20 protein-coding genes are annotated in these 20,679 nt (G+C 61.6%); 7 read left to right on the top strand and 13 right to left on the bottom strand.

Features of this window, described 5'->3' with window-relative positions:
• Positions 1 to 133: 133 nt before the first annotated feature.
• The 7 genes from C9383_RS25980 to ctlX form a co-directional block, all read right to left on the bottom strand.
• Positions 134 to 631: an Lrp/AsnC family transcriptional regulator gene (locus C9383_RS25980; protein ID WP_060756818.1), complete on the bottom strand. Its 498-nt coding sequence runs from the start codon at positions 629 to 631 to the stop codon at positions 134 to 136.
• 4 nt (positions 632 to 635) lie between these two features.
• Complete coding sequence (locus C9383_RS25975) at positions 636 to 1,466, bottom strand: ABC transporter ATP-binding protein (protein WP_090369991.1); 831 nt, start codon at positions 1,464 to 1,466, stop codon at positions 636 to 638.
• 3 nt (positions 1,467 to 1,469) lie between these two features.
• Entirely contained in the window at positions 1,470 to 2,183 is a 714-nt protein-coding gene (locus C9383_RS25970; RefSeq protein WP_060756816.1) for an ABC transporter permease, read from the bottom strand.
• Positions 2,180 to 2,881: an ABC transporter permease gene (locus C9383_RS25965; protein WP_090369993.1), complete on the bottom strand. Its 702-nt coding sequence runs from the start codon at positions 2,879 to 2,881 to the stop codon at positions 2,180 to 2,182. Before C9383_RS25965 ends, C9383_RS25970 begins: the two co-directional genes overlap by 4 nt.
• 170 nt (positions 2,882 to 3,051) lie before the next feature.
• Positions 3,052 to 3,831 carry an ABC transporter substrate-binding protein gene (locus tag C9383_RS25960; RefSeq protein ID WP_090369995.1) on the bottom strand — a complete coding sequence of 260 codons (780 nt, stop codon included), beginning with the start codon at positions 3,829 to 3,831 and terminating at the stop codon, positions 3,052 to 3,054.
• Between the two features lie 244 nt (positions 3,832 to 4,075).
• A complete protein-coding gene (locus C9383_RS25955) occupies positions 4,076 to 5,122 on the bottom strand; it encodes an ornithine cyclodeaminase (RefSeq protein WP_090369997.1) in 1,047 nt (348 codons plus the stop codon).
• A gap of 11 nt (positions 5,123 to 5,133) precedes the next feature.
• Positions 5,134 to 6,060 (bottom strand): citrulline utilization hydrolase CtlX, encoded by a 927-nt coding sequence (gene ctlX, locus C9383_RS25950; protein ID WP_090369999.1) that lies wholly within the window; start codon positions 6,058 to 6,060, stop codon positions 5,134 to 5,136.
• Between the two features lie 216 nt (positions 6,061 to 6,276).
• On the opposite strand from ctlX, the gene C9383_RS25945 reads away from it, so the two are divergent.
• Positions 6,277 to 7,167, top strand: coding sequence for a GNAT family acetyltransferase (locus tag C9383_RS25945; protein ID WP_090370001.1), 891 nt, complete (start codon positions 6,277 to 6,279; stop codon positions 7,165 to 7,167).
• Between the two features lie 69 nt (positions 7,168 to 7,236).
• On the opposite strand, the gene C9383_RS25940 is transcribed toward C9383_RS25945, so the two are convergent.
• From C9383_RS25940 to C9383_RS25920, 5 genes are all read right to left on the bottom strand, one after another.
• On the bottom strand, positions 7,237 to 8,256 hold the full coding sequence (locus C9383_RS25940; protein WP_090370004.1) for a branched-chain amino acid aminotransferase: 1,020 nt from the start codon (positions 8,254 to 8,256) through the stop codon (positions 7,237 to 7,239).
• 194 nt (positions 8,257 to 8,450) lie between these two features.
• Positions 8,451 to 9,830, bottom strand: a complete 1,380-nt coding sequence (gene lpdA / locus C9383_RS25935) for a dihydrolipoyl dehydrogenase (RefSeq protein WP_090370006.1) — start codon at positions 9,828 to 9,830, stop codon at positions 8,451 to 8,453.
• Positions 9,831 to 9,833: 3 nt separating this feature from the next.
• Positions 9,834 to 11,111 (bottom strand): dihydrolipoamide acetyltransferase family protein, encoded by a 1,278-nt coding sequence (locus C9383_RS25930; RefSeq protein ID WP_090370008.1) that lies wholly within the window; start codon positions 11,109 to 11,111, stop codon positions 9,834 to 9,836.
• A complete protein-coding gene (locus tag C9383_RS25925) occupies positions 11,112 to 12,170 on the bottom strand; it encodes an alpha-ketoacid dehydrogenase subunit beta (protein WP_090370010.1) in 1,059 nt (352 codons plus the stop codon).
• A gap of 1 nt (position 12,171) precedes the next feature.
• Entirely contained in the window at positions 12,172 to 13,407 is a 1,236-nt protein-coding gene (locus C9383_RS25920; protein WP_060756807.1) for a 3-methyl-2-oxobutanoate dehydrogenase (2-methylpropanoyl-transferring) subunit alpha, read from the bottom strand.
• Between the two features lie 195 nt (positions 13,408 to 13,602).
• On the opposite strand from C9383_RS25920, the gene bkdR reads away from it, so the two are divergent.
• The 3 genes from bkdR to C9383_RS25905 all read left to right on the top strand — a co-directional run bounded on the left by bkdR (position 13,603) and on the right by C9383_RS25905 (position 17,140).
• Positions 13,603 to 14,085 carry a Bkd operon transcriptional regulator BkdR gene (gene bkdR, locus C9383_RS25915; protein WP_060756806.1) on the top strand — a complete coding sequence of 161 codons (483 nt, stop codon included), beginning with the start codon at positions 13,603 to 13,605 and terminating at the stop codon, positions 14,083 to 14,085.
• Between the two features lie 177 nt (positions 14,086 to 14,262).
• Entirely contained in the window at positions 14,263 to 15,888 is a 1,626-nt protein-coding gene (locus C9383_RS25910; protein ID WP_090370013.1) for a methyl-accepting chemotaxis protein, read from the top strand.
• Positions 15,889 to 15,922: 34 nt separating this feature from the next.
• Positions 15,923 to 17,140, top strand: coding sequence for an HD-GYP domain-containing protein (locus tag C9383_RS25905; protein ID WP_090370015.1), 1,218 nt, complete (start codon positions 15,923 to 15,925; stop codon positions 17,138 to 17,140).
• A gap of 7 nt (positions 17,141 to 17,147) precedes the next feature.
• Here C9383_RS25905 and C9383_RS25900 read toward each other — a convergent pair whose 3' ends face one another.
• The gene (locus C9383_RS25900; RefSeq protein ID WP_090370018.1) at positions 17,148 to 18,011 is read right to left on the bottom strand and encodes an MBL fold metallo-hydrolase; all 864 of its coding nucleotides are present in this window, start codon (positions 18,009 to 18,011) and stop codon (positions 17,148 to 17,150) included.
• A 94-nt stretch (positions 18,012 to 18,105) separates the two neighbouring features.
• Between C9383_RS25900 and C9383_RS25895 the strand changes: the two genes are divergently transcribed.
• Genes C9383_RS25895 through C9383_RS25885 form a run of 3 tightly spaced genes read left to right on the top strand, consistent with a single transcriptional unit; the run spans position 18,106 to position 20,549 of the window.
• On the top strand, positions 18,106 to 18,441 hold the full coding sequence (locus C9383_RS25895; protein WP_090370020.1) for an ArsR/SmtB family transcription factor: 336 nt from the start codon (positions 18,106 to 18,108) through the stop codon (positions 18,439 to 18,441).
• 50 nt (positions 18,442 to 18,491) lie between these two features.
• Positions 18,492 to 19,736, top strand: coding sequence for an NAD(P)/FAD-dependent oxidoreductase (locus C9383_RS25890; RefSeq protein WP_060756801.1), 1,245 nt, complete (start codon positions 18,492 to 18,494; stop codon positions 19,734 to 19,736).
• Entirely contained in the window at positions 19,737 to 20,549 is an 813-nt protein-coding gene (locus C9383_RS25885) for a sulfite exporter TauE/SafE family protein (RefSeq protein ID WP_090370022.1), read from the top strand.
• The last annotated feature ends 130 nt before the right edge of the window (positions 20,550 to 20,679 follow it).

Below are 20,679 nucleotides of genomic sequence, written 5' to 3'. Positions count from 1 at the left end.
GGGGCTTGCTCCCGATGAGGGTGTGCCAGTCAGCAGTTTATCGACTGACCCACCGCTATCGGGAGCAAGCCCCCTCCCACAGTGACCGCATTAATCCTTAACTGACTGGATTAGGACAAGCCCGCTCACTACATCAGGTCAGCTCGATGGCGGTGTTTTTCACCACCGCCAACTCCGGATGTGCCACCAACTTGTCGATGTGCAACTCATCGTTGTTCAACCAGGTCTCGGTCAGTACCCGGTAGTGCTCCATATCGCGGCAGCGCATGCGCAGGCTGTAGTCGAACGGTCCGCTGATCAACTGGCATTCGAACACCTGCGGGCAGGCTTTGACGCAGGCCTCGAATGCCTTCTGCGCCGAGCGCCCGCTTTGATTGGACAAGGCTACCAGCACCAGCAGCGACAACCCCGGCGAGACCATCTGTACATCGATGATCGCCCCGTACCCGCGAATCACCCCGCGTCGCTCCAGCTTGCGCACCCGTTCCAGGCAGGGCCTGGGCGTCAGGTGCACCAGCGACGAGAGCTTTTCGTAGGTGATGCGCCCCTGGTGGCGCAATACATCGATGATCGCTTCATCGATGCGATCCAGCGCAGGGGAAGAATGGGGTCCGTTGGCCTTGGTATCCATGAGTTCACTTCAAACGGTTGGAAAGAAATTGCTGCAAGCGTTCGCTGCTGGGGTGATCAAGGATGTCGGCTCCGCCTTGCTCCTCGACCCGCCCTTGGTGCAAAAACAGCACTTGGCTGGACACCTGGCGGGCAAAGCCCATTTCGTGGGTGACCATCAGCATGGTACGGCCTTCCTCGGCCAACGTCTGTATGACTTTGAGGACTTCTCCTACGAGTTCTGGGTCCAGCGCCGAGGTCGGTTCATCGAACAGAATGATCTCGGGCTCCATCGCCAGCGCCCGAGCAATGGCCACGCGTTGCTGCTGGCCACCCGACAGAAATGCCGGGTATTGATCTGCCACGCGGCTCGGCAGGCCGACTTTGTCCAGGTACAGACGCGCGCGTTGTTGCGCCTCGGTGGCGCTGACGCCCAGTACCCGGCGCGGGGCCATGGTGATGTTCTCCAGCACCGTCATGTGGCTCCACAGGTTGAAGTGCTGGAACACCATGGCCAGGCGTGTGCGCAGGTTTTGCAGTTGCGCCGGGTGGGGCGCACGGGTGCCGGCGCGGCCGGGCTGCATTTTGATACTGATGCCGTCCAGGGTGATCACCCCGGCGTCCGGCTGTTCGAGAAAGTTGACGCACCGCAGCAGGGTGCTCTTGCCCGAGCCGCTGGCGCCGATCAGGCTGATCACGTCGCCGTTGCGGGCGTTGAGGGACACGCCCTTGAGCACTTCGTGTTCGCCGTAGCGTTTGTGGATGCCTTCGACTTGCAACTTGATAGCCGCGGTTGCGGGTGTGGCAACGGGTACATCGAGCGGGTAAGCGGCCAGGGCCTGTGCGGACTGATTCATGGGTTAGCCTCGGGTAGAAACAAGGAAGCGCATCCAGCGACGTTCGGCCAGTCGAAACAGGCCCACCAGTGCAAAGGACAGCAGCATGTAGAGCAGAGCGGCGATGCCGAACGCCTGGAACGTCAGGAACGTCTCGGCATTCGCGTCGCGGGCCACCTTGAGGATGTCGGCGACGGTGGCGGTGAACGCCAGTGAGGTGGCGTGCAGCATCAGGATCATTTCGTTGCTGTAGGCCGGCAATGCGCGGCGCAATGCCGCCGGCACCACCACAAACAGATTGAGCCGCCAGCCGTGCAGGCCATAGGCGCGGGCCGCTTCGATTTCACCGTAGGGAATATTGCGGATCGCCCCGGCGAAAATCTCCACGGTGTAGGCGCAAGTGTTGAGTACGAAGGCGAGCAGGGTGCAGTTCAGCGCATTGCGGAAAAACTGGTTGAGCAGCGCGTTGTCCTGCACCACTTCCAGGCTGTAAAGCCCGGTGTAGCAAATCAGCAGTTGGATATACAGCGGTGTGCCGCGAAACAGGTAGGTGTAGACCTCCACCGGCCATCGCAACCAGCAGTGCTCCGAAACGCGAGCCAGTGCCAAGGGTATCGACAGCGCAAAGCCCAGCACCACCGAAACAATAAACAGCCACAAGGTCATGGCCACGCCGGACAGGCCCGTGCCATCGCTGAACAGGTAGGCCAGGCCGTATTGCTGGAACAGTTCGATCATCGTGCCATCCCCTTGATGCCGAGGTTATAGCGTCGTTCGAGGCGCTTGAGGACGCGGTTGGACAAGGTGGTGATCACCAGATACACCAAGCCCGCGAGGATCAGGAAATACAACGGTTCGTTAGTGGTCTTGCCGGCGTTCTGGGCGGCCTTGACCAGATCCGACAAGCCGATGATCGACACCAGCGCCGTGGATTTGAGCAGCACCAGCCAGTTATTGCCCAGGCCCGGCAGGGCGAAGCGCATCAACTGCGGGAACAGCACCAGGTGAAAACGCTGCCGGCGGTTCAAGCCATAGGCGGTCGCGGCTTCCAACTGACCGACCGGCACACTGAGGATCGCACCGCGAAAGTTTTCGGTGAAATACGCGCCGTAGATAAAGCCCAGGGTGATCACCCCGGCGGTGAACGGGTCGATTTCCAAGTAGTCCCAGCCGAACACTTCACTCAGGTCGTTGAGCCACAGTTGCAAGCTGTAGAAAATCAGCAGGATCAGCACCAGGTCCGGCACGCTGCGGATCAGCGTGGTGTACAGCGTGGCCGGCACGCGCAGCCATCGGGCGCTGGACAGTTTGGCGCCGGCGGCAATCAGGCCGAGGGTGAGGCTCAGGGCCAGTGCCAGGAACGCCAGCTTGAGCGTCATCCACGCGCCTTGAGCCAGCATCGGGCCGTAGCCCTGCAGATTGAGGAATTCGTTCATGGGGGAGGTCTCTAAAGGGCCCGGACATACCCTCGTGGCAGCGGGCTTCTGTGGGAGGGGGCTTGCTCCCGATAGCGGTGGGTCAGTCAATGCGTGTGTCGACTGGCATGTCCTCATCGGGGGCAAGCCCCCTCCCACATAAGCCTTCTCTCACAGGGTCGGGGTTGGCATCACTCGTGGTAGATGTCCTGATCGCCGAAGTACTTCTTCTGGATTTGCGCATAGGTGCCATCAGCCTGCACGGCGGCGATGCCTTTGTTGATCAGCTCACGCAACTGCTGATCGTTCTTGCGCAGGCCCATGGCGATATCCAGGGGCAGGGTCGGGTCCTTGAAGGCCGGGCCGGTCTTGAAGTCGGCGCCTTCGGGCTTGGACAGGAAGTTGAGCTGGGCTTCGAGCTTGTCGGTCAGGGTGGCATCGAGGCGACCGTTTTGCAGGTCGGCGTAGTTCTGCTCCTGTGACTGATACGCCTTGATCTGCGCCCCCAGCTTGGCCAACTCGGCACGGGCATAGGCTTCCTGCAGCGAGCCCTGCAGCACGCCTACTTGTTTGCCCTTCAATGATTGCGGGGTGTCGCCGAAGTCGGCGCTTTTGCGCGTGATCACCGAGGTCGGGCTGAGGAACAGCCGGTCGCTGAAGTCGATAACCTTCTCGCGGGCCGGGGTCACGGCCATGGACGACATGATTGCGTCGAACTTGCGCGCTCGCAGGGCCGGGATCATGCCGTCGAATTCGTTATGCACCCAGGTGCATTTGACCTCGAGCTTGGCGCAGATTGCATTGCCCAATTCAATATCGAAGCCTTGCAGGCTGCCGTCGGCGGCGACGGACTCGAAGGGGGGATACTCGGGGAACACGCCGAAGCGGATTTCTTTCCAGTCTTGCGCATGGGCGGCGGTGGCGCACAGTGGCAACAGCAATGCAGCGAAGAGTGATCGCAGTGGAGTCATGGTGGAGTCCCTATATTTTGTAATTGATGTCAGGGGCAGTCATAAAGTTGAAACATCCTTCTCGTCGGCGCAGAGGATGCTCCATGGTGGTGCGTTTTTTGTGTCGTTTACCCCCTGCATAAAGCGCAAATTGCGCTGTTAAAAAGTGCAATGCAGCGGAATCGGCTGTTGCACGGGCTGAATCGGCTTGTCAAAGCTGAAATTCTGGCCTGCCTCGGGCGTGAAGCGGCAGGCCAGAGCGGTCTCAGGCGCGCTTTTTCTGCTGTGCCGCCGGTTGTTGGGCCAGCCGTGCGTACAGGTCTTTCGGGTCGGCCAGGTCCGGCACCAGCTCCAGTTCACGGCCAACCTCCAGGGCCTTGGCCACATCCAGCACATAGCGCAGCGCCGAATAGTCTTCGATGGCAAAGCCTACCGAGTCGAACAGGGTGACCTGGCGCGCGTTCTCGCGGCCGGGCTGCTGGCCGTTGATCACCCGCCACAGTTCAGTGACCGGCGAATCTTGCGGCATTTGCTGGATCTCGCCTTCGATGCGGCTCTGCGGTTCGTACTCGACGATCACCCGGGCGCGCTCGACGATACGTCGGTCCAGCTCGGTCTTGCCCGGGCAATCGCCGCCCACGGCATTCAGGTGCATGCCCGGTTCGATCATGTCGTCGGTGAGAATGGTCGCGTAGGCCTTGTCGGCGGTCACGGTGGTGACGATGTCCGCACCTCTGACCGCTTCGGCCACGCTGCCGGCCAGGATCACCTTGAGCGCCGGGAACGCCTTGAGGTTGGCGGCGAGTTTGGCGGTGGCCTGGGCGTCGATATCGAACAGGCGAATTTCATTGATGCCGAGCATGGCGTGGAACGCCACGGCCTGGAATTCACTTTGTGAGCCGTTGCCGATCAACGCCATGCTGCGGCTGTTGTCGCGGGCCAGGTAGCGGGCCACAAGCGCCGAAGTGGCGGCGGTGCGGATGGCGGTGGTCAGGGTCATTTCCGCGAGCAGCACCGGCTGGCCGGTATCCACATCGCCCAGGGCACCGAAGGCCATCACCGTGAGCAGGCCGGCCAGGGTGTTTTTCGGGTGGCCGTTGACGTATTTGAAGGCGTACAGCGAGGCGTCGGACACCGGCATCAACTCGATCACGCCGTCCGGCGAGTGGTTGGCCAGGCGTGCGCATTTTTCGAAATCCGGCCAGCGCAGGTAGTCGGCGCGGATGTACTCGGCCATTTCGCTGATGCAGGTGGGCAGGCCCTTCTGCGAGACCAGGTAGCAGAGGTCGTTGACGTCGATGTAACGGGTCATGGCAAGACTCCTTATTGAAATGAGGGGCGGGCAGGCAAGTGCACTTCCGCCAGCATGCAGCGGGCACTGCCGCCACCGATGCGTTCGATGTTGTCGATGTTCACCACCACGGGGCGCGTGTGGCGCTCCACGTGCTGGCGCTGTGCCGGTTGCAGCGCGCCCCAGGCGCTGGCGGACATCACCAGCAGCGGCTGGCCGTCCCGGTCATGCACTTCGAGCATGTTGCCGGCGAAGGCTTCGAGCTGGTCGAAGTCGAGGCTGAGGATGTCTTTGCCGGTGTCGCGCAGGGAGCGTTCCAGGGCCTGGCGTTCGGTGGCGTCGGGCAGGGCCTGCAGGCACACCACCGAGAGGTCGCGACCGACGCTCATCATCACGTTGCTGTGGTAGATCGGCGCCTGGTGACGGTCCACGGCGTGGAACACGCACAGTCGGTAGTCGAGGCGTTCGGCGAACTGGCGCAGGGCGTCCTGGTGCGTGCGCCCGGAGTGGCAGGCGTAGCTGATGCGGTGCTGGCGGTCGAGCACCATGCTGCCGGTGCCTTCGAGGAAAATGTTCTGTTGTTCCAGGTGACTGAGGTCAATGGTGTGGTGGATTGCAAAACGCTGCTCCAGTATTTGCAGCACACCCTTGTCGCGCTCCAGCCGTCGGTTCTGGCCTTCCATCGGGTACAGCACCAGGCTGCCGTCGGCGTGGCTGCTCCACCAGTTATTCGGGAAAATCGAGTCGGGCGTGTGGGGCGCCGGCGTGTCCTGCACCACCAGTACCTCCACGCCATGCCGGCGCAGCGTATCGACATAACCGTCGAACTCTTCCAGCGCTTTGTGCTGCGCGCCTGACGGGTCGAGGGGTGGGCGCTGGAAGTGGTTGTTGATCGCGGTGTCCGGGTTGAAGGCAAAGCGCGCCGGGCGAATCATCAGGACGGTGTTGGTGGTTTGCATGGGGCACGAAATCCATGGGGTGAGCGTTGACGCTATTTTGTGCGTTGTGCTGGGTGAATCCCGGCTGAAACAACCAGGTGGCCCAGCCGGGAAAGCTGAAAGGCGGGGTGTGGCAGCCGAATCGGCTGTTGGAGTGAAATGCGCTCAAACGGTGGGAGGGCCGGTGCGACATTGGTATTGTGGCGTCTGTCATAGTCGTGTCAGGCAGGAGGAATCATGTCTACCGCCGTTCGTCTCGCTCAAGCCTCAGATGCCGAAGGCATCAGCCAGGTCATCCTCGCCGCCTTGCACAGCAGCAATGCACGGGATTACCCGGCGGATGTGATCGCCCGCGTGGCGAGCAACTTCACACCGGATGCCGTGCTGGAGCTGCTCAAGCGCCGCGTGGTGCTGGTGGCGGTCCAGGATCAAATGATAGTCGCCACCGCTGCCCTCGACGCCAATGTGGTGCGCTCGGTGTTCGTCAACCCGGCACTGCAAGGGCAGGGGATTGGCCGGCTATTGATGATTGAAATCGAACTGCGTGCCCGCGAAGCCGGGGTGACGACCCTGAGCGTGCCGTCCTCGCTGACCGCCGAGCCGTTCTACAGCAAGCTGGGGTTTCATACGGTGCGCGACGTTTACCACGGCAACGAGCGCACGCTGGTGATGGAGAAAACCCTGTTATCACGCCACCCCATCGGGCTGTACCGTGACCGTCAGCACCGCGCACAGGTGATCGCGTTGTGGCAGGAGGCGTTTGGCTATGACACTGCGCATAACCTGCCGAGCCTGGCGATCGATAAGAAGCTGGCGGTCAATGATGGGTTGTTCTTCGTCGCGACAGACAAAAAGGCCGTGATTGGGACTGTGCTTGCCGGCTACGACGGCCATCGTGGTTGGCTGTATTCGGTGGCGGTGCACGCGGACTATCGGCGGCATGGCTTGGGGTCGTCGCTGGTGCGTTATGCGGAGCAGGCGTTGACGGCGTTGGGCTGCATGAAGATCAACCTGCAGATCACCGGCGGTAATGATGCGGTGGTGGGGTTCTACGAGGCGCTGGGGTATGGGGTGGAACCGAGGATCAGCATGGGCAAGAAGATTGCCGGGAATATTCCCCAATCCTGAAGACCTTGGAGATCAAAAATGTGGGAGGGGGTTTGTTTGCCCCCTCCCACATTTATTTTGCAGCGCAGCTTAGACCTTGACGATCCAACCTTCTGGCGCTTCAACATCACCGGTCTGCACACCGGTCAGCTCTTTGTAGAGCTTCTGGGTGATCGGGCCGACTTCGGTCTCGCTGTGGAACACATGCAGCTTGCCGTTGTACTGGATACCGCCGATGGGCGAGATCACGGCGGCGGTACCGCAGGCACCGGCTTCCTTGAACTGATCCAGCTTGTCGATGAACACCTCGCCCTCGACCACTTCCAGGCCCAGGCGGGTCTTGGCCAGTTCGATCAGTGACAGGCGGGTGATGCCCGGCAATACCGAAGGCGACTTCGGCGTGATGAACTGATTGTCGTGGGTGATCCCGAAGAAGTTCGCCGAACCGACTTCTTCGATTTTCGAATGGGTCATCGGGTCCAGGTAGATCGCGTCGGCGAAGCCGGATTTCTTCGCTTCGGAACCTGGCATCAGGCTGGCGGCGTAGTTGCCACCGACCTTGGCGGCACCGGTGCCCTGTGGCGCGGCGCGGTCGAAGCTGGAGATCTGGAAGTTGTGAGGCGTCAGGCCACCTTTGAAATAGGCGCCGACCGGGATGCAGAACACCGAGAAGATGAACTCCGGTGCGGTGCGCACGCCGATGTTGTCACCGGTGCCGATCACGAACGGGCGCAGGTACAGCGCGCCGCCGCTGCCATACGGCGGGATGAACCGCTCGTTGGCCTTGACCACTTGCTTGCAGGCTTCGATGAACACGTCGGTCGGTACATGCGGCATCAGCAGGCGTGCGCAGCTGCGTTGCATGCGGGCGGCGTTCTGGTCCGGGCGGAACAGGTTGATCGAGCCGTCCTTGCAACGGTAGGCCTTGAGGCCCTCGAAGCACTGCTGGCCATAGTGCAGGGCGGTGGAGCCCTCGCTGATGTGCAGCACGTTGTCGTCGGTCAGGGTGCCTTCTTGCCACTCGCCGTTTTTCCAGACCTGGAGAAACCGCTTGTCGGTCTTGATGTAGTCAAAACCCAGCTTGTCCCAATTGATGCTCTCGTTACCCATGACACCCTCTAATCTCTGGTCAAGTCGGTTTTTTTCTGAATGGGCACAACAATACTGCATTCTGGCTGTGTGTGGGAGCGGGCTGATGGTGGCGAGGGAGCTTGCTCCCGCTCGACTGCGTAGCAGTCGCCAGCTTTTGGGGGCGCTTCGCACCCCAGCGGGAGCAAGCTCCCTCGCCACGGAAACCGTTCCGGTCAAAGGTGCAAGGCATGCCCCAAGGCCCGCAGCGCCGCTTCCTGCACCGCTTCACCCAGGGTCGGGTGAGCATGGATGGTGCCGGCCACGTCTTCCAGGCGCGCCCCCATTTCCAGGCTCAGGCCGAAGGCCGTGGACAGTTCGGACACACCGACCCCCACGGCTTGCCAACCGACAATCAGGTGATTGTCACGCCGTGCCACCACCCGTACGAAGCCGGTTTTCGACTCCAGGGTCATGGCCCGGCCATTGGCCGCGAACGGGAAGCTCGACACGATGCAATCCAGGCCCGCCGCCTTGGCCTCATCCGGAGTCTTGCCGACCACCACCAATTCAGGATCGGTAAAGCACACCGCAGGGATCGCCGCCGGGTTGAATTCGCGGTGTTTGCCGCTGATCAGTTCGGCGACCATCTCACCCTGGGCCATGGCCCGGTGCGCCAGCATCGGCTCGCCGCTCAGGTCGCCGATAGCCCACACGTTGCGCATGCTGGTCTGGCAATGCTGGTCGACCTTGATCGCCGCGCCGTTCATGTCCAGATTCAGCGCTTCGAGGTTCCAGCCTTGGGTGTTGGGTTTGCGACCTACGGCCACCAGCACCTGATCCGTCTCCAGCGACACCGTGTCGCCATTCGGATCACGCACTTGCAGGCGGTTGTGCTCGAAACCGGTGACGCTGTGCTTGAGGTACAGCTTCACGCCCAACTGCCTGAGGGATTCGTGCACCGGTTGCGTCAGCTCGGCGTCGTAGGCCGGCAGAATGCGCTCTTGCGCCTCGACCACACTGACCTCGGCGCCGAGCTTGCGGTAGGCAATCCCCAGCTCCAGGCCGATATACCCACCACCGACCACGATCAAGCGCTTGGGCACACGGGTGGGCGCCAAGGCTTCGGTGGAGGAGATGACCGGGCCGCCAATCGGCAGCATCGGCAGGTTGACGCTTTTCGAGCCGGTGGTCAGCAGCAGGTGTTCGCAGTGGATACGTTGCTCGCCCACCTCGACGGTCTTGCCGTCCACCACCTTGGCCCAACCGTGGATCACCTGCACTTTGTGCTTCTTCAGCAGTGCAGCGACGCCGGTGGTCAGGCGGTCGACGATACCGTCTTTCCATTCCACGCTTTTGCGGATGTCCAGGGCCGGCACATCCACTTCGATACCCAACGGCGAACCCTGGCTGAGGTGCACGGTTTGCTGGAACTGCTCGGCCACATGGATCAGGGCCTTGGACGGGATGCAGCCGATGTTCAGGCAAGTGCCGCCCAGGGCCTGGCCTTCCACCAGAATGGTCGGGATGCCCAACTGGCCGGCGCGGATCGCCGCTACATAACCGCCGGGGCCGCCGCCAATGATCAGCAGCGTGGTGTTCAATGTCTGAGTCATGCCTTACTCCAGGAACAGGCTGGCGGGTTGTTCGAGCAGGCCGCGAATGGCCTGGATGAATTGCGCCGCGTCCATGCCATCGACCACACGGTGATCGAAGGAACTGGAAAGGTTCATCATCTTGCGCACCACGATCTGGCCCTTGATCACCATCGGCCGTTCGACCATGCGGTTGACGCCGACAATCGCCACCTCCGGCAGGTTCAGCACCGGGGTGCTGACGATGCCGCCCAACGCGCCCAGGCTGGTCAGGGTAATGCTCGAACCGGACAGCTCATCGCGGCTGGCCTTGCCGTTGCGTGCGGCGGTGGCCAAGCGCGCGATTTCTTCGGCGGTGCTCCACAGGCTGCGCGCCTCGGCGTGACGCACCACCGGCACCATCAAACCCACGTCGCTCTGCGTGGCGACGCCCACATGCACCGCGCCAAGGCGGGTGATGACCTGGGCTTCGTCGTCGTAGCGTGCGTTGATCTGCGGGAAGTCGCGCAGTGCCACCACCATCGCACGCACGATAAACGGCAGCAGGGTCAGCTTGCCGCGAGTCGCGCCGTGCTTCTCATTGAGGTGCACGCGCAGCTCCTCCAGAGCCGTGACGTCGATTTCTTCCACATAGCTGAAATGCGCGGCGCGGCGGGTCGCATCCTGCATGCGCTGGGCGATCTTGCGGCGCATGCCGATCACCGGGATCTGTGCTTCGTCGTGGCGTTCGGCGTAGGGGGTGGCGGCTGTCGATGCCTTTGCCGTGCCTTGTTGCAGGTAGGCGTCGAGGTCTTCGTGGAGGATCCGGCCGGCCGGGCCTGAGCCATGCACCAGACGCAGCTGGATACCCGCATCCAGCGCATGTTTGCGCACGGCAGGGGAGGCCAGGGGGCGCTCACCGGCTTCGCGGGCGACGGGCGCGGCCGCAGGCTTGGCCGCCGCCTTGGTTTCAACGATAACGGATGCCGGCTTGGCCTCGACAACGGGGGCGGGCGCCGCCTTGACCGGCTCCGCCTTGACCGGCTCCGCCGCTGCCGGCGCGTCCTTGGCGTTCCCCGCGCCTTCCACTTCAATGCTGATCAGGATACTGCCCACCGCCATGACCTCGCCCGGCTCGCCACCGAGGGAAATCACCCTGCCGTGTACCGGCGAGGGAATGTCCACCATCGCCTTGTCGGTCATCACATCCGCCAGCACCTGGTCTTCAACCACCAGGTCGCCGACCTTCACATGCCAGACCGACAGTTCAACTTCTGCGATGCCTTCGCCAATGTCCGGCATCTTGATAACGTGCGTGCCCATTCAGACCTCCATGACCCGTTTCAACGCCGCGCCCACTCGAGACGGCCCTGGGAAATACGCCCACTCCTGCGCGTGCGGGTAGGGGGTGTCCCAACCGGTGACGCGTTCGATCGGCGCTTCCAGGTGATGGAAGCAATGCTCTTGCACCAGCGACACCAACTCGGCACCAAAACCGCAGGTACGCGTGGCCTCATGCACCACCACACAACGGCCGGTCTTTTTCACCGACTTGACGATGGTGTCCAGGTCCAGCGGCCACAGGCTGCGCAGGTCGATGACCTCGGCGTCGATGCCGGTTTCTTCGGCGGCGACCTGGGACACATACACGGTGGTGCCGTAGGTCAGCACGGTCACCGCAGAGCCGGGACGCACGATGGCGGCCACGTCCAGCGGCACGGTGTAGTAACCGTCCGGCACTTGTGCTTGCGGGTGTTTCGACCACGGCGTGACCGGACGATCGTGATGGCCATCGAACGGGCCGTTGTACAGGCGCTTGGGCTCCAGGAAGATCACCGGGTCATCGTTTTCGATCGAGGCGATCAGCAGGCCCTTGGCGTCATAAGGGTTGGAGGGCATCACCGTGCGCAGGCCGCAGACTTGGGTGAACACCGCTTCGATACTCTGGCTGTGGGTCTGGCCACCGTAAATGCCACCGCCGCAGGGCATGCGCATGGTCAGCGGCGCCGTGAACTGGCCGGCCGAGCGATAACGCAGGCGCGCAGCTTCCGAGATGATCTGGTCGGTGGCGGGGTAGACGTAGTCGGCGAACTGGATCTCGGCCACCGGGCGCAGGCCATAGGCACCCATGCCCACGGCCACGCCGATAATCCCGCTTTCCGAGATCGGCGCGTCGAACACCCGCGAACTGCCGTACTTGTTCTGCAAGCCTTCGGTGCAACGGAACACGCCGCCGAAGTAACCCACGTCCTGGCCGAACACCACCACGTTGTCGTCACGTTCAAGCATCACATCCATGGCCGAGCGCAGGGCCTGGATCATGGTCATGGTGGTGGTGGTCATGGCGGTTTCCAATTCGATGCTGTTGTTGTGATCGTTCATGTCAGATCCCCAACTCTTGACGCTGGCGCTTCAAGTGCTCCGGCATCTCTTTGTAGACGTCTTCGAACATGGTCGCGGCGCTTGGAATCTGGCCGCCGGCGAGGGTGCCGTACTGTTCGGCCTGTTTTTGCGCGGCGATCACTTCGGCTTCAAGTTCGGCGCTGACCGCCGCATGTTCCTCTTCGGACCACTGGCCAATCCGGATCAGGTGCTGCTTGAGGCGCGCAATCGGATCGCCGAGTGGGAAGTGGCTCCAGTCATCGGCGGGGCGGTATTTCGATGGATCATCAGAGGTCGAGTGCGGGCCGGCGCGGTAGGTGACCCATTCGATCAGGGTCGGCCCCAGGTTGCGCCGCGCACGCTCGGCGGCCCAGGCGGAGGCGGCGTACACCGCGATGAAGTCGTTGCCGTCCACGCGCAGCGAGGCGATACCGCAGCCGACGCCGCGTCCGGCGAAGGTCGTGGCTTCACCGCCGGCGATGGCCTGGAAGGTGGAGATGGCCCACTGGTTGTTGACCACGTTGAGGATCACGGGCGCACGGTACACGTGAGCGAAGGTGAGAGCAGTGTGGAAGTCGGCCTCGGCGGTGGCGCCGTCGCCGATCCAGGCCGACGCGATCTTGGTATCGCCCTTGATCGCCGAGGCCATGCCCCAGCCCACGCCTTGTACGAATTGGGTGGCGAGGTTGCCGGAAATAGTAAAGAAACCGGCATCTTTCACCGAATACATGATCGGCAGCTGGCGGCCCTTGAGTGGGTCGCGCTCGTTGGACAGCAGTTGGCAGATCAGGTCCACCAGCGGCACTTCGCGGGCCATCAGGATGCTTTGCTGACGGTAGGTGGGGAAGCACATGTCGTCGATGTTCAAGGCCAGGGCCTGGGCACTGCCGATGGCTTCTTCGCCGAGGCTTTGCATGTAGAACGACATTTTCTTCTGACGCTGGGCGACCACCATGCGGTTGTCGAAAATCCGCGTCTTGAGCATGGCGCGCATGCCGCGGCGCATGATCTCGACCGAGACGTCTTCGGCCCACGGGCCAAGCGCCTGGCCCTGGTCGTCGAGCACACGGATCAGGCCCTTGGCCAGGTCGGCGGTGTCAGCGGGTTCTATGTCGATGGCGGGTTTGCGCACCAGGCCGGCGTCGTTCAGGCGCAGGTAGGTAAAGTCGGTCTTGCAGCCTGGGCGGCCCGAGGGTTCGGGAACGTGCAGGCGCAGCGGTTCGTACTGCTGGGTCATGGCTTTCTACGCTCTATCTTGTGAATTTCTTGTAGTGGGCGCGCTAGCTGACAGTCAGACTCCGGGTAGGAGAAATCTTGTCCTACAACAATCATAGGCGTGGCGTAGAAGAATATTTATCTCTGTTTCATTGCACCCGAGATCATTTGCGGATAAAAAAACTACATAAACATAATAAACAGGTGATTTTGTCTCATGCGCAAACTGGACCGTACCGATATCGGCATTCTCAACGCATTGCAGGAGAACGCTCGCATCACCAACGCCGACCTGGCGCGTTCGGTGAACCTGTCGCCCACGCCGTGTTTCAACCGGGTGAAGGCGATGGAGGAGTTGGGGCTGATTCGCGAGCAGGTCACGTTGCTCGACGCCGACCTGCTGGGGCTGCACGTGAATGTGTTCATTCATGTCAGCCTGGAAAAGCAGAATGAACTGGCGTTGCAGCAGTTCGAAGGGGCGATTGCAGACCGTCCGGAAGTGATGGAGTGTTACCTGATGGCCGGTGATCCGGACTACCTGATCAGGGTGCTGGTGCCGACGATCCAGTCATTGGAGCGTTTCATGATGGACTTTCTGACCAAGGTGCCGGGCGTAGCCAATATCCGCTCCAGTTTCGCCCTCAAACAAGTGCGGTATAAAACGGCGCTGCCATTGCCTCGGGATGGGCTGATGGTGTGACGGTTAATAACCGCAAGAGCCGGTTTTTTTGATGTTTAGCTAAGTAAATAATCGAATTTTTTTATTGGGCGGTTTCAATAAAAAACGACTTGGACAGTCACACTTTTTTCACCTTCACTTGTACACAGTCGTACTCGTCAGGCCGCGTCCTACGCGGCCAAGGGAAGGGTGAGCCGCATGTCCATGAGATCCTTGAAACTGAATTTTCGTACCACACTGTGCTTCGGTGTGGTCTGTTTCCTGCTGTTGATACAAGGCGCAATGACTCTCATAAAAGTCGATCAGGTGTATTCGTCGACGGTCGAAATAGATACCAACTGGCTTCCCAGCATTCGTCTGGCGGGCAAGATTGACACCGCTTTTTACAAACTGCGTCTCGATTTGCGCCGTTATGCCATGGAATACGGCGCCAAGGACCCCGCTTCCCTTGAAAAGGTCAAGGCCGTACGCGATGAGGCGCTGCAAGTTGCCGACAGCTATGCACCCCTGGTGTCGAGCCCTGAGGAACAAGCCAAGTACAACGAAGTACTCACCGATATAAAGAGCTACAGCCAGAAAATGGACGAGTTTCTGGCCCAGGCTTCCAGCTTTTCTCCTGAGCAGATGGCGGCGTACTTGCGTGACGTCAACGGCCCGATTGGGCTTAAGGCGCAGAAGGACCTGGACGAGTTGATAGCGATCAATGAACAGGGCTCCACGTCGACGGTGCAATTCGCTGCCCGTGAACATGATGCCGCCCGTCTGTTCACCTGGATACTGATGGTCAGCTCGGTGCTGATCACCGTGGTAGTCGCACGTCTGTTTACCCGCAGCATCATCCACCCGGTGCGTGAGTTGTTGGTATCGACCGGCAAGATCGCCGACGGTGATCTACGCCTGGCCATTACCATCAGCGGCAAGGACGAATTGACCGACCTGCAGAAGTCGACCGCCGCCATGCAAATGAACCTGAAAAGCACCCTGCAGCACATATCCGAAGCGTCCGGCCAGTTGGCTTCGGCAGCGGAGGAAATGAGTGCGATCACTCGCGAGTCCACCGCCGGCATTGAGCGCCAGAGTATGGAGACTGATCAGGCCGCCACCGCCGTCAATGAGATGACTGCGGCGGTGGAGGAAGTCGCGAGGAATGCGGTGTCTGCCTCCCAGTCGACGCAAGACTCCCAGCGCTCGGCCAAAGTGGGCCAGGAGCGTGTGACGCAAACCATCGCATCAATTGAGAAGTTGAGTTCCACGGTGCAGCAGACCGGGGTGGAAGTCGAAGGGCTGGCCAAGCAGGCCCAGGACATTGCCCGGGTGGTCGAAGTGATCCGCTCGATTGCCGAGCAAACCAATCTGCTCGCCTTGAATGCGGCAATTGAGGCCGCACGGGCTGGGGAGCAGGGGCGAGGCTTTGCGGTCGTGGCCGACGAAGTCAGGGCGTTGGCTCATAGAACGCAAACGTCGACCCAGGAAATCGAACAGATGATTGCCAGGATCCAGAGCTGCTCGAGCGAGGCGGTGGCGTCCATGGCGCTCAATCGCGACGAGGCGGTGGATTCCTTGAAGGTTGCCCATGAAGCCGGCGTGGCCATTACCCAGATCACCCAAGCCATTACCGACATCAACGAACGCAACCTGATGATCGCGACCGCCTCGGAACAGCAAGCCCAAGTGGCGCGTTCGGTTGACCAGAACCTGATCAGCATCCGCGACCTGTCCATCCAGAGTTCGTCGGCTGCCGGCCAGACGTCCATCGCCAGCCAGGAACTGTCGCGACTGGCAGTGGATCTGAAACAGATCGTGGCGAAGTTCTCCGTGAGTTGATGGCGGGGGCAGTCAGGCGTTGGGGGATGGACAAATGTTGAAGTGCATTCCGTGCTCACGGGTGATTCTGGGCATGCACATTCATAAGCTGGAGGGCCCATGGATCGACCACGGGTTCTGGAGAAGCAGCTTTTTACTGGAGCGCGAGGAGGACCTGCAGCGTTTGCTGATGTCGCAGGTCCGGCGGGTCTGGATCGACACGGCCAAGGGCTGCGATGAGCCACCACGTGTTCGACCGGCTGCGGTTACCCTCAATAACACAAGGATAGTGCGCCCGGTGGTGGCGACTCCGGTGGACATGAAGGCCGAGATAGCCCGTGCGGTGAAGGTATGCGCGGTCGCCAAACGTGCCGTCATCCGTATGTTCAGCGAACTGCGCATGGGGCAGGCGGTGGATGTGCCTCAGGTGGCGAGCCTGGTGGAGGAGATCTCCCGCTCCGTGCTGCGTCACCCCCATGCCTTGCTCAGCCTGGTGCGCCTGAAAAAAGCCAATGAGTATACCTACATGCACTCCGTCGCCGTCAGTGGCTTGATGATCGCACTGGCGCGGCAGTTGGAACTTTCGCCCGAGTTGGTCCAGGAAGCGGGGCTGGCGGGGTTGTTTCATGACGTAGGGAAAATGGCGATTCCCGAGGATATTTTGAACAAGCCCGCCCAATTGACCGAGACGGAATTCGGCACGGTACGCCGGCACCCGGAGGAAGGTGCTCGGATGTTACGGTTATGCCCGCAGATCAGCGCCTTGGTATTGGATGTGTGCCTGCATCACCATGAAAAACATGATGGCAGCGGTTACCCCAATGGGCTGGCGCAGGACCAGATCAGTCTGTTCGCCCAGATGGGCGCGGTGTGTGATGTTTATGATGCGGTCACCTCTGATCGCCCTTACAAGCAAGGCTGGGGCCCCGCCGAAGCGATCCAGAGAATGGCGGAGTGGAAGGGCCATTTTGATGCGCGGGTGTTCCAGGCGTTTGTTCGGTGCGTAGGCATTTATCCCGTTGGCGCCTTGGTGCGCCTGGAAAGTGGTCGCATTGGCGTGGTGGTCGAACAAAGCCCCACGTCGCTGCTGGCGCCCAAGGTCAAAGTGTTTTTTTCGGTGCGTTCACGCTTGCCGATTCCTCAGTCGTTGGTCAACCTGGCTGAGCAACCGGACAAGATCATCGGCCGTGAAAACGCCGAAGACTGGGGCTTCAAGCATGTCGACGAATTGTGGTCGGGGCTCGCACCCTCCCGAGCGTCGTACTTCGAGTAAGTGCGCTTCAGAGCTGGTTCAGTGGAATCTTCAGGTACACCACACCGTTATCTTCTGCGGGCGGCAGGTTGCCCGCCCGCACATTCACCTGGATCGCCGGCAACAGCAGCGTCGGCATGCCCAGCCCGGCATCGCGCTGGGTGCGCATGGCTACAAACGCCGCTTCATCCACGCCGTCATGCACATGGATATTCCCTGCGCGTTGTTCCGCCACGGTTGTCAGGCACTTGGCCTCCCGACCGGCAGGCGGATAGTCGTGGCATACATACAGTTGGGTATCCGCTGGGTAGGCCAGCAGCTTGCGCATCGACGCATACAACTGCCGCGCATCGCCGCCGGGGAAGTCGCAGCGGGCGGTGCCCACGTCGGGCATGAACAGGGTGTCGCCCACCAGGATCAGGCGCTCGTCGATCAGGTAAGCCATATCGGCCGGTGTATGACCGGGCACATGCAGCGCCTGGGCTTTCAGCCCGCCGATAGAGAAGATTTCATCCGGCGCGAACAGATGATCGAACTGTGAACCATCGGCGCGAAACTCCGGCTCCAGGTTGAACAGGTTCTTGAACACGCCCTGTACTTTGCTGATGCACTGGCCGATGGCGATCTTGCCGCCCAGGGTCCGGCGCAGGTAGGGCGCGGCGGACAGGTGATCGGCGTGGGCATGGGTTTCCAGCAGCCACTGCACCTGCAGTTGGTGTTCCCGTACAAAGCTGATCACTTTGTCCGCCTGGCGCGTATCGGTGCGCCCGGACGCGGGGTCGTAGTTGAGCACCGAGTCGACGATGGCGCAGGGTCCGCCGTCGGCTTCATAGACGACATAGGTGTAGGTCGACGACGCCTCGTCCAGAAAGGATTGAATCAACGCTGACATGACGGCTGTCCCTGATGCTGAAAAAAGTGATTACAATCACTTTACATTTACACATAATGTTTTGAGCTTAAGTGACACAAAGGACCTGAGGCAAATGGAATCTACGTTGAGCGAAGGCGAAGTCGCCCAGTTGCGTGCATCGGCGTCCAAGGCCTGCACGTTGCTCAAGGCGCTGGCCAACGAGGATCGTTTGTTGATTCTCTGCCAGTTGACCCAAGGTGAACGCAACGTCGGCGAGCTGGAAACCATGACCGGCGTACGCCAGCCCACCCTGTCGCAACAGTTGGGCATCCTGCGTGATGAAGGGCTGGTCGCTACCCGTCGGGAAGGCAAATACATTTTCTACGGCCTGGCCAGCCACGAAGTGATTCAAGTGATGAAAACCCTGTCCGGGCTGTACTGCGGCGCGGTCATAAAAAGCTGGGCGTGACGCCATCCGGCAGCGACCCTTGTGTGCATGCAACAAGAAGGCGATCGACCATGAATGACCAACACTGTGGCCCAACCATCAGTGGCGATATCGTAGTCATCGGCGGCGGCTCGGCAGGCATCGGCCTGCTGGCCAGCCTGCTCAAGCGCGACCCACAGCTGAACATCATCCTGATTGAACCGAACGCTCACCACAGCTACCAGCCGGCCTGGACCCTGGTGGGCGGCGGTGCCTATGACGTGAAAAAGACCCGCCGCCCCCTGGCCGACGTGCTGCCCAATGGCGTCACCTGGGTGCAGGCCGCCGTCACCGAACTGCTGCCGGACGCACAGACCCTGGTGCTCGACAGCGGCCAGCGCGTGACCTGGAACAACCTGATCGTGTGCCCCGGCCTGCGCCTGGCCTGGGAGAAGGTCGAGGGCCTGCAAGCGACCCTCGGCCAGAACGGCGTCACCTCCAATTACAGCTATGAACATGCCGCCTACACCTGGCAATTGGTGCAGCAACTCAAGGGCGGCAAGGCGATCTTTACCCAGCCGGCCATGCCGATCAAATGCGCGGGTGCGCCGCAGAAGGCCATGTACCTGTCCTGCGATCACTGGCTCAAGCAGGGCCGCCTGAACAGCCTGGAGGTGGAGTTCAACCTGGCGGGCGCTGCGTTGTTCGGCGTGGCGACCTTTGTTCCGCCGTTGATGAAGTACGTGGAAAAGTACAACGCCCGGCTGGCGTTCAATTCCAACCTGGTGAAAGTCGACGGCCCGGCTCGCAAGGCCTGGTTCGAAGTCAAAGACGCCGAGGGTAACGTCACGCTCCAGGAAAAAACCTTCGACCTGCTGCATGTGGTACCCCCGCAAGTGTCGCCGGACTTTATCCGCCACAGCGCCCTGGCCGATGCCGCCGGCTGGTGCGAAGTGAACCCGCACAGCCTGCAACACCTGCGTTACCCGCATATCTTCGGCCTGGGCGATGTGTGCTCCACCACCAACGCCAAGACCGCCGCGGCGGTGCGCAAGCAAATCGTGGTGGTCGCCGAAAACCTGCTGGCCCTGCGCAAGCAGGCACCGCTGCCGCTCAAGTATGACGGCTACGGTTCCTGCCCGCTGACGGTGGAGAAGGGCAAGGTGGTGCTGGCCGAATTCGGCTACGGCGGCAAGCTGCTGCCGACCTTTGCCCTCGACCCGACCCGGGCGCGGCGCTCGATGTGGTTCCTCAAGGCGACCCTGCTGCCTTGGTTCTACTGGAACGGCATGCTCAAGGGCCGTGAGTGGCTGACCCGCCTGAGCAAGGTGGACTGAATGCTGCTGGCCAGTGTGTTGGGCTTGCTGATGGGCCTGGTAATGGGCTTGACCGGCGCGGGCGGCGGGATCCTCGGGGTGCCGGCGTTGGTCCTGGGGTTGGGCTTGAGCATGACCCAGGCCGCGCCGGTATCGCTGCTCGCCGTCGGCGCCGCTGCGGCCGTCGGCGCGATCGATGGGTTGCGCCATGGCCTGGTGCGCTATCGCGCCGCGTTGCTGATCGCGGTGCTCGGCGGGCTGTTTTCGCCCTTGGGGGTGTTCCTCGCCCATCAACTGCCGGAACACCTGCTGATGGCGCTGTTCAGCGGGTTGATGGGGCTGGTGGCCTGGCGCATGTTGCAGCGTGAAAAAAACGCGGCCGGGCCGAGTGATCATGGCAGCGCCTCCTGGGGCCAGAAAAACTGCATGCTCAACCAACAGACCGGGCGCCTGGCCTGGACCGCCAAGTGCAGCGCCACGCTGGCTGCGCTGGGCGCTGTGACCGGGGCGGTGTCGGGCCTGCTGGGGGTGGGCGGCGGCTTTCTGATCGTACCGGCCTTCAAGCAACTCACCGATGTGCAGATGCGCGGCATCGTCGCCACGTCGTTGATGGTGATCAGCCTGATCTCGCTGATCGGTGTGGCGGGCGCGTTCCACGCGGGTGTGCGCATCGAGCCGCTGGGCTGGGTGTTCATCGCTGCCAGTATCGTCGGCATGCTGGTCGGTCGGCGCCTGTGCGCGCGGGTTCCGGCGCGCGCCTTGCAGGTGGGTTTTGCCGGCCTGTGCGTCCTGGTCGCGGTTGGCATGTTGTTCAAGGCCGGTCTTACGTCCTGAGTGGCGGGCACCCGTGGCCCGCCCAAAGCACCCGCGCTTTGCCCCCAAAGGCAGCGTGCGCGCTTGCACGCCTTATCCCATCGCATCCCCCCACCCAGTACCCAAGTAGCATAGGTGCCACCCCCGACCC

Source organism: Pseudomonas palleroniana (genome assembly GCF_003031675.1).
In the GTDB taxonomy this organism is placed as follows: Bacteria; Pseudomonadota; Gammaproteobacteria; order Pseudomonadales; family Pseudomonadaceae; genus Aquipseudomonas; species Aquipseudomonas palleroniana.
The sequence above is the reverse complement of the archived record's forward strand: the minus strand, read 5'-3'. Positions and strand labels throughout refer to the sequence as shown.